7 protein-coding genes and 2 pseudogenes are annotated in these 9,358 nt (G+C 76.8%); 6 read left to right on the forward strand and 3 right to left on the reverse strand.

Going from position 1 to position 9,358, the window contains the following annotated elements:
• Nucleotides 1-799, reverse strand: a pseudogene (locus E4U92_RS35175) (Fe-S oxidoreductase); the annotation flags it as partial.
• Nucleotides 800-1,313: 514 nt separating this feature from the next.
• Between E4U92_RS35175 and E4U92_RS35180 the strand changes: the two are divergent.
• The 6 genes and pseudogenes from E4U92_RS35180 to E4U92_RS35200 all read left to right on the forward strand — a co-directional run bounded on the left by E4U92_RS35180 (nucleotide 1,314) and on the right by E4U92_RS35200 (nucleotide 8,227).
• Nucleotides 1,314-2,063, forward strand: coding sequence for a thioesterase II family protein (locus E4U92_RS35180; RefSeq protein ID WP_137304523.1), 750 nt, complete (start codon nucleotides 1,314-1,316; stop codon nucleotides 2,061-2,063).
• A gap of 108 nt (nucleotides 2,064-2,171) precedes the next feature.
• Nucleotides 2,172-3,128 (forward strand): aromatase/cyclase, encoded by a 957-nt coding sequence (locus E4U92_RS35185; RefSeq protein WP_137304524.1) that lies wholly within the window; start codon nucleotides 2,172-2,174, stop codon nucleotides 3,126-3,128.
• A 529-nt stretch (nucleotides 3,129-3,657) separates the two neighbouring features.
• The gene (locus E4U92_RS35190; protein ID WP_137304525.1) at nucleotides 3,658-7,212 is read left to right on the forward strand and encodes a condensation domain-containing protein; all 3,555 of its coding nucleotides are present in this window, start codon (nucleotides 3,658-3,660) and stop codon (nucleotides 7,210-7,212) included.
• A 282-nt stretch (nucleotides 7,213-7,494) separates the two neighbouring features.
• Nucleotides 7,495-7,626 (forward strand): annotated as a pseudogene (locus E4U92_RS35195) (S-adenosylmethionine synthetase N-terminal domain-containing protein); the annotation flags it as partial.
• Between the two features lie 47 nt (nucleotides 7,627-7,673).
• Entirely contained in the window at nucleotides 7,674-7,826 is a 153-nt protein-coding gene (locus E4U92_RS36165; RefSeq protein WP_168725280.1) for a hypothetical protein, read from the forward strand.
• A 59-nt stretch (nucleotides 7,827-7,885) separates the two neighbouring features.
• Nucleotides 7,886-8,227, forward strand: coding sequence for a DUF6059 family protein (locus E4U92_RS35200; protein ID WP_137304527.1), 342 nt, complete (start codon nucleotides 7,886-7,888; stop codon nucleotides 8,225-8,227).
• Nucleotides 8,228-8,266: 39 nt separating this feature from the next.
• Here the strand turns inward: E4U92_RS35200 and E4U92_RS35205 are convergent, their stop codons facing one another.
• Complete coding sequence (locus E4U92_RS35205) at nucleotides 8,267-8,788, reverse strand: GtrA domain-containing protein (RefSeq protein WP_229863677.1); 522 nt, start codon at nucleotides 8,786-8,788, stop codon at nucleotides 8,267-8,269.
• Nucleotides 8,789-8,927: 139 nt separating this feature from the next.
• The coding region (locus E4U92_RS35210; RefSeq protein WP_277754769.1) for a hydroxymethylglutaryl-CoA synthase at nucleotides 8,928-9,358 on the reverse strand (431 nt) is incomplete at its 5' end.

Consider the following 9,358-nt stretch of genomic DNA (forward strand, 5'->3'; position numbering starts at 1 on the left):
ACGTCATCGGCAGCAGCGCGCCCAGCGCCGTCGCCCCGTCCGCGTTGCGCTTGAAGTAGATGTTCGGGAACGCCAGGAACCGGTGCCAGGCGATACTCATGTCGATCTTCAGCGACACGACGATCATCCAGACGAACGAGACACTGATCTTGGTCATCGCGACCAGGTAGACCAGGTTCTCCAGCACCCCGGCGTCCAGGCCGGACAGCGCCCGCACCAGCGGATAGGAGAACAGGTAGGCCGCCTCCCAGTGCTCCACCCCCGCCAGGGCGCCCTCCAGGCCCCGCAGCGTCATGATCGCCAGGCCGATGGTGAGGATCACCCACTCGACGAAGTACGCCTGGCCGAAGTTCGACCCGGCGAAACGCGACTTGCGCTCCGGCCGGCGCGGGTGGCTGAGCTGGCGGACGGCGACCAGGGCCAGGATGCCCAGCGACGTGAAGGTCGCGATCACCTCGACGAAGACCTCGTACGGCAACCAGTGCCCGATGACCGGCAGCACCCAACGCGGCCTGAACAGCTGCCCGGTGGCGTTGACCAGGGTCAGCAGCAGCGTGTAGAAGCCGATCGCCACGAACCAGTGGGCCACCCCGATCACCCCCCACCGGTTCATCCGGGTGTGACCGAGGAACTCCTTCACCAGGGTCGCACCGCGCCGGTAGGGGTGGTCGGTGCGCGTCCCGGCGGGCACCGGCTGGCCGAGCAGGAAGAGCCGGACGAGCCGGCCGATGGCACGGGCGAACAGGGCGACGCCGACGGCGGTCAGGGCCAGCGACACGACGATCGCGGCGAGTTGCATGGCGGACTCCTCAACCTGCGCGATTCTACTGAGCGGTAGCTTTGGGGTGGTCCGAGGCTACCCGTTTTCCCCCGCCCTCATGAGCCCTTCCGCCCCGCCACCTGTGCCCCCGTCAGGAGCCTTGGGAGCGGGCCGGCTCGGGGCTTTCGGCCGGTGGGGGAGCGAACGGCCTGATCAGTGCACCGGCCGGCCCCGCACCAGGTCACGGCACCGCCGGCCCGCCCGCCGCACGGCCGGGACACGGCTCCAGCCGCACTCCGCCCGCACCCCGCCCCCACTGCGGCCGCACTCAAGACACCCCGCCGGACCGGGGGAGGAGACCACCCCCGCCCAGGCTCCCGCAACCCCCGCCACCCCCCTTCGCTGCAACTCCCGCCGGCCGCAGGCGGACACGCGCCCCCAGGCGGGGGTGGGGCGGTCCTCAGCCCGCTCTCGAGCGCAAGTCGAGGCCGCCGGGGGATTCTTTGGACTCCACGCCGCTACGACCAGGGGCGCACGTCACGGGAGGGTTGCCATGTCGGACGAACGGCCGGTGCGGCTGCACTGCTTCGCGCACTCGGCAGACGGTGTCTCGGTCTTCGACCGGTGGGCGCAGAGCACCGGCCCGGGCGTCGAGGTCCTCCCGGTCGTCCTGCCCGGCGGCGCGGGCGGGCACGGCGGGCCCCGCCCGGTCACCCACGCCGGGCTGCTCGCACAGCTGCTGCCCCGTTTCAGCGACCCCGGCCCCGGCCCGTACGTGCTCTACGGGCACGGCCTGGGCGCGATGGTCGCCCTGACGCTGACCCGCGCGCTGCACGAGGCCGGCCTGCCCGGCCCCGCCCTGCTGGCCGTCGCCTCCTCCGCGCCGCCGTGCGCGCCCCTGGCCACCAGCGTGCGCACCCTGAGCGACGACGAACTCCTCGACGTGCTCGGCGGCCGCGGCGCCGTACCGCCCGCCAGCGACGAGGGCATCATGCTGCGCGCGATGCTGCCGGTGCTGCGCCAGGACCTGGAACTGGCCCAGGCCCTGGACGAAGCCGCCCACACACCCTCGGCGGCGGGCCCGCTGGACACACCCCTCCTCGTGGTGGCTTCGCAGGACAACCCCCTCGCACCGGCCGCCATAGCCGACGGCTGGCGGCAGTGGACCGAAGGACCCGTCCGGGTGCGCACCGTCCCCGGCCGCCACTTCTTCGTCCGCGGCGCACGCGAACTGCCCCGGCTGCTGGGACGGGCCTGCCGCGTCACCCGCCGCCTGGTCCCCGAACCGGCGCCCGTCAGCTGATGCCCGTGCCCCGGCCGTACCGCGCGGGCAGGCGGTGTCCCGCGCACCGGGCACACCGGCGCGCAGCACACCGGCCGAGGCTGCCGCGCCCTGCATGGAGGTGTTCAGATGTCTGGTGAGCGTGTCGAGGGGGCGACGCACACGGTCGAGGTGGCCGCGCCCGCCGGCGTGGTCTTCGCGGTCCTGGCCGACGCCACGAAACTGCCGCTGTACTTCTCCCCGTACGTCCACGCCGAACGCCTTCAGTTCGACGGCGCCACCGAACGGCTGCGCCTGTGGACCCTGGTGGACGGCCAGCTGAAGTCCTGGACGTCCCGGCGCCACCTGGACGCGGTGCGCCGCCGCATCGACTTCCGCCAGGAACCGCCCGCGGCCCCCCTGACCTCCATGAGCGGCACCCTGCAGGTCACCGAGCACGGCCCGCGCCGCACCGAACTGCAACTGCGCTACCACTACGGCGTCGACGCCGCCCGCCCCGCCGACCGGGCCTGGGCCGAACGCGCCGCCCACGACACCAGCCGCACCCAGCTCGCCGAGCTCAAGAGCTACGCCGAACGCTGGAACCGCCTGGACGACCTCGTGCTGTCCTTCGAGGAAGCCGTACGCGTCCACGGCCCCGCCGAACTCGTCTACGACTTCCTCTACCGGGCCGGGGACTGGCCCGACCTGGTCCCCCACGTCACCCGCGCCGACCTGCGCGAGGACACCCCCGGCGTGCAGCACATGACCGTGGAGACCCTCACCGAGTACGGCTGCCACAGCACCGACTCGGTCCGCATCTGCTTCCCCCACGCCGGCCGCATCGTCCACAAGCAGACCGTGCCCCACGTCCTGCTCGAAGCCCACACCGGCGAATGGTCCGTCGTGCCCGACGAACGCGGCGTGACCGTCCTGGCCCAGCACAGCGTCGTCCTGCGCGAGGACGGCCCCGCCGCCGCCGCGCTCGGCCACCACGGCGACCTCGCCCGCACCCGACGGCACGTACGCGAGGAACTCGGCCGCGACAGCCGCGCCCTGCTCGCCCACGCCAAACGGCACGCCGAGAGCGCCGTACGCATGCTGTGACCCCCCCCCGCGCCGGGCTCCGCCCCCCGCCGGGCTCCGGCCCGGCGCGCCGGGCCCGCACCGCGCCAGGGCCCCCTTCGCACCGGACCGCGCCCGCCGCCGCCCCCTGCCGGCCGCGGGCGCCACCCGCCCCCCCGCCAGGAGCGTCGCGGGCCGGCTCGGGTCCCGCTTGGGCTGCGCTCCACACCCGCTTGGGAAAACGGACCCCGCGCCCACCCGGCACCTAGCGTGGTGACGACCGCCCCTCTCACCGCGAAGACGCCGAGCAGGAGAGACCATGCACGCCAGCGCGCAGCGCAGCACCCGGGCCCGCCCCCGGCCGCCCTCCCCGCGCGGGCCGCGCCGTGGCACCCGCCCGCACCCGGCGGCCCCTGCCCGCACTCCCGGCACACCCCGGCGGCGCCCGCCCCGCGGCCCGCCGCCCCCACGGCACGCCCCTGAACCCCGCCCGCCGTACGACCCGCCCGCCACGCCACCGGAGAGGAGACAAGGGGACCCCCGCGCCCGCCCGCGCGTCCCCGAACCCCAGATGACTGCTCTCCCCTCGCACGCGGCGATCCGCGTGGTCCTCGAACCCGCACCCGGCCCGGACCCGGACGCGGGTACCTGGACCTGCCAGGTGCACGGCCCCCTGCAGCCGGCCGCCCTCCGACACGCCCTGGCCGCCGCCCAGGCCCCGGACCCGGCCCGCTGGCACCACCACCTGGTACGCCACACCCCCGAGCACCACACCCTGCGCCTCACCCCCGCCCAGGACACCCCCGGCGCGGGCGTGCCCGGCCGCCTGGCCGACCTGCTCACCCGGACACCCCCGACCGGCCACCCGCTCACCCCCGCCCAGTACGCGGTGCTCCCGCCCACCAGGAGCGGCCGCTACGAGGCGGTGTACCTCGAACCCGCCGCGCCGCAGCCGCGCACGGTGCGCGAGGCCCTGCGCGCCGTGCTGGCCGCCCACCCCCAGCTGCGGTGGCGCCTGGACCTGGGCGGCGGACGCCTCACCGGCGAGGTGGCCCCCGCACACCCCGGGACGGGGGACGTGCACGACCAGGAGGACCTGGTCGTGGGGGAGTTCACCGACGAGGCCGGCTTCACCGCGGCCGTCGCCGCCGTGGGGAGCACCCTCGATCCCCGCCGCGGTGTGCACCTGCGGGCCCTTCTCGCCCGCGACCGCCGGCCGGGCGGACCGGGCACCGACCGGCTCGCCCTGGTCGCCCACGAACTCGCCGTCGACGCCGCGTCCTGGCGCACCCTGCTCGACGACCTGACCACCGCCCTCGCCACGACCACCACCACAGCCCCGCCCGCGGCCCCGGACCCGATCCCGGACACAACACCGACCCCCGCGCCCGGCTCTGACGACGCCTCAGCTGCCCCGGCCCCGGCCCCGGCCCCGACCGCCCCGGCCCCGACCGCTCCCGCCCTCGCACCCGCCGCCGCGGGCCCGTCGCCCGCCTGGCGCGCCCCGGGCACCCCGGACGGCTGGGTCGCCCTACTGCGGGAGCTGGCGGACGACCCGGCCGAGGCCCGCCACTGGGCGCAGGTCGCCGAGAGCAGGTCCCACGCGGCCGCCACCGGCCCCGCCACCGCCGCCGGCCCCGTCACCGAGACCGCCCCCGGCGCCGCCCGGCACGCCGGCTTCACCCTCGACGCGGACGACACCGACCGCCTCACCCGGGTGCTCGCCCCGCGGCTCGGGCTCGGTGCCGAGCAGCTCCTGACCGGTGTGTTCGCGCTGGCCCTGGCCCACTGGCAGGGCCGCGACGAGGTGGCCCTCGACGTCGTCAGCGACCCCAGGACCGGCCACCACGAACTGCGCCACCACGTGGGCCGCCTCACCGGCCCCTATCCCGTCCACCTCGCCCTGGAACCCGGCCTGGACCCGCTCGGCCGGCTCGCCGCCGCTTCCGGCGCACTGGCCGCCGCCGCGGGCCGGGCGGCCGGCGGCGGCGGGTTCGGCGCCTGCCGGGAGTGGAGCCCCGACCCGCTGCTGCGCGAGACCCTGCGCAGCCTGCCCCCCGCCCCCGCCCTGCTGACCCTGTACGGCCCGCACGAGCAACTGCCCGGCCACGCCCGCCCCGTCACCACCGGCGCCCGCACGCCGTACCCGGTGCGCGCCGCCGCCCGGTTCACCCCCGGCGGACTGCGCCTGGACCTGCACTTCCAGCCCCCGGCGGCCCGGGCCCTCACCCCCGCCGGCGCCACACCACGGGACCTGGCCGGACAACTGCACCAGCTGCTGCGGGACCTGGCACAGGCGGCCGGCGCGCCCGTGCCCTCCGCGTTCGCGCCCACCCCCCAGCAGGCGGCCCTGTTCACCGGCACCGACGCCCGCCCCGGCACCGGCCGCCACGTCGAACAGCTCATCTGGGTCTGGCACGGCCCGCTGGACACCGAACGCTTCACCGCCGCCTGGCAGTCGGTCTTCGACCACGAGAGCGTCCTGCGCACCGCGTTCACCGGCGGCCCCCGCCCCCAGCTCATGGTGCACAGCCGCGTCACCGTGGAGATCACCCGCCGCGTCCACCGCGCCGGCGACTGGTCCCCCCTCCTCGAACGCGACCGGCTGCGCGGCTTCGACCTGCGCCGCCCCGGAGCGCTGCGCCTGATGCTGCTGGAGCCCGACCCCGCCCGGCCCGCGGCCGCCTCCCTGCCCACCCGCATCGTGCTCACCTACCACCGCGCCCTGATCGACACCTGGAGCGCCCACCTGCTGCTGCGCGAGTTCTACCGCGCCTACCTCGCCGGCGGCACCCTGCCCGGCGGCGAACGCCGACCCGACCTGCGCGACTACAGCGCCTGGCTCGCCGCCCAGGACCGCGACGCCGGCCGGGAGTTCACCGCCCGCACCAGCCCGCCGGCCCCCGCGGCCAGCCGGCCCGCCCGCCCCGCCCCCGCCACCGCACTGAGCGGCGTCGGCCGCGCCCGGCTGCGCCTGGACACGGCCGAGACCAGCCGCCTGGCCCACTGGGCGGGCCGCTGGGGCACCACCGAGAGCAGCGTGCTGCAGGCCGTGTGGGCCATGCTCATCTACCGCGCCTGCGGCACCGGCGGACCCGCCCCGGTGTCCTTCGCGGTGAGCGTCTCCGGCCGCGGCATCCCCCTGGAGGGCGCCGACCGCATGCCCGGACCCCTGCGCAACGCCCTGCCCGTGCACCTCGACGTCGACCCCGCCCACACCGTGCCGCGCCTGTTGCGCACCCTGCGCGACCGCGCCCTGGACCTGGCCGCCTACGAATGGGTCCACGAGGACTTCCTGCACCCCGACCACACCGGCACCGGCACCGGCGCCGCGCAGGCCGGCACCCTCATCGTCTTCGAGGACCCCCCGCACCCGCTGCACGCCCTGCACGACGACCTCGCCGCCCACGGCATCCGCGCCGAGTTCGCCGGCACCGTGCCCGCCCGCTCCGTGCTGCCCCTGGGACTGCTCGCCCACCACGACGACACCGGCGGCCTGGTCGTCACCACCGTCCACGACCGCGCCCTGCTGGACGAGGACGCCGCCGCCGAACTCCTCGTGCAGAGCGCCATGCTGCTACGCGAACTGCCCCTGCGCGCCGAGGAGTTCACCACCGTCGCCGAGGCCCTGAAACTGCTGGAGGGCCGAGCCGTCCCGCGCATGTCCGACACCTGGCGCCCCGGCCCCCACGAGGCACTGCGCACCCTGCGCGCCGCGGCAGCACCCCAGGCCGGCACCATCTGCCTCATCCCGCCACCGGGCACCCCCGCCACCTGCTACGACCGGCTGCCCCCCCTCCACCGGGGCCCCCAGGAACTCCTGGTCCTCACCCCCCCACCCCCCACGCCCCTCACGGCCGGGGCACGTGACGCGGACGGCGCGGCCGGGGTGCTCGACGCCGCCGCCCGCTCGGCCCTGGCCGCGCGCACCGGGGGCCGGCCCCTGCTGCTCGGCGGTTTCTCCGGAGCGGGCGCCCTGGCCTGCTCCCTGGCCCGCAGCATCGCCGCGGACGGCCACCACCCGCCACGCGTCGTCCTCGCCGGCACCGGCACCCACACCGGCGACCAGGACGCCCTGCACGCCCTCGCCCGCGCCCTGCAGGACGCCACCACCCCCGACACCTGACCCCTCCCGGGCCCCCGGCGGCCCCGCACGGGACCCGGCCGCACGAGCCCCGGGTCCCTGCGGTGCGCCCGGCACCAAGCCCCCCGCCCCCCGCCCTTCGGCCCCGTGCCTGCGGCCTGCGCGCCCCTCCACCGCTGTTCGCTCCCGCTTCGAGCGGGCCTCGTTTCGGGGTCTGCATGGTGGCAGTGGCATGGGCGACCTCCCTTCGGTCGCCGGCGATGCCCGTCCGTGCCGCAGGCCCGACCGCCGCAACGCCGCAACGCCGCAACCGCCAGGAGAGCCATGTCCCGTCCTGTGTTCACCTCGCAGTCCGTGGCCGAGGGACACCCCGACCAGACCGCCGAGCGGATCGGCGACACCGTCCTGGAGGCCCTGCCGCGCGAGGACCCCACCGCCGACGGCGTCGGCGTCGAGGGCCCCTGCGCACCGGACCACCACCGCTACTGACCCAGGAGGACACCGTGTACGACATCCCGGAAGACGGCGGCCGACGCGAGGCACTGCTGTACCAGGACGTCCCGGCCCCCGCCGCGGCGCGCATCCCGCCGCTCCTGCTGGCCGGTGTCGACGAGGACGACACCTGGGAGCCGCATGTCGTACGCGGCATCGACTGACACCCCCGGCCCGGGCGTTCGAGCGCGCGGGCCGGGCCGCTCGAGGGGAGGGCCCACCGATGGGACGAGACGAACAGCGCCGGCGGCAGCGGCGGGCGGGGCGCACCCGGGCGGAGCGCTGGCTGCGTGAGCTGTGGCGGTCGCTGGTGGCCTACGGCGCCACCTGTGTCGGGCCCACGGCCTGCCTGGAGGCCCTGCTGTACGCCGCGCCGGCCGCCTCGGTGCACGATCCGCTGGTGCTGCTGGCCCGCGCGGAGCGGGCGCCGGGCGCGGGCGGGCCGCCGCCCGCCCACCCCGAGCGGCTGCGGCAGGATGTGCCGCTCAGCCGCACCGAGCGGCAGCTTGCCAGCGAGCTGTGGCCGGCCTACTACAGCCCCCGGCACACCCCCCACGACGGCTGAGCCCGGGGCGGGCCGGGCCCGCACCGGGCGGGGCGGGCCTCATGCGGGAGGGGGTCCGGGGCCGGTGCGGGCGGTGGTGAACACCACCAGGCGCAGCACCAGGAACCGCCCGAGCCCGGCGAGGGCGGCCGCCGACAGGTACACGCCCTGGGTGAGGAGCACCCCGGGCGCGTTCACGCAGGCGTGCAGGGCGGCCATCGCGGCGCTGGTGACGGTGTAGGCGGCCACCGCGGAGCCGGCGCTCTGCAGGTGCTGGCGCCAGGTGCTGCGGGCGCCGGCGAAGGTGAACCGGGCGTGCAGCTCGGTGGCCAGCACGGTGGAGGCGACGGTGACCGCGGCGTTGGCCAGCGCCCACGGCACGAGGGCGGCGAGCGCGGTGACGGCGGCGCTCGCCGCCAGGCCGACCGTGCCGCCCAGCACCACGAACCGTACGAAGCAGGCCAGGGCGCCGGTCCGGCCGGTGCCGGCCCGTGCGGGGCGGGCCGGGCGGCCGGCGGCGGCCGGTGACGGGGCGGGGTGGGGGGTGTTCACCACTGGGGCGCGGATCGTGGTGGGGGCCATGCGGCTGCCCTCCCCTCGACGTCACGGGCGGATGCCCGCGGGGCCGCACCCCGCACCCCCGGCAGGCCCCCCGGCTCACGGCACGAGGGGGGCTGCCGGCGGCTGGTCGGGGCCCGGCCGCGGATGGTGGGACGGGGACTCAGCGGGCCTGGTAGATGCGCTGGTGGCCGCTGATGCCGGCCAGCCGGAACGGGCCGGTGGTCTGCTCGGGCGTGGCGTGCTCGCCGCCGTCGGCGGGGAAACGCCACTCGTGCAGGTCGCGGTAGCGCGCGTGGTCGACCTCGGTGCGCCGCTCGATGGCCCGCCGGTTGGCGTCGGTGCGCAGGCGCTCGCGGTAGCCGGCCACCACCGTCCCGGCGAAGAACTCCGCCACCGACCCCGAGCCGTAGCTCAGGAACGCCAGCGGCCGGCCGGTCAGGTCCTCCGAGCGGTCGAGCAGCGCGGCCAGGCCCAGGTACACCGATGCGGTGTAGCTGTTGCCGATCACCCGGTTGTAGGCGGTGGTGTGGCCGATGGCGCGGTCGATGTCGTCCTGGTCGGTGTCGTGGCCGCAGTAGTTGAGCAGGTGGC

Origin of the sequence: Streptomyces galbus (assembly GCF_005280195.1) — a bacterium.
GTDB lineage: Bacteria > Actinomycetota > Actinomycetes > Streptomycetales > Streptomycetaceae > Streptomyces > Streptomyces galbus.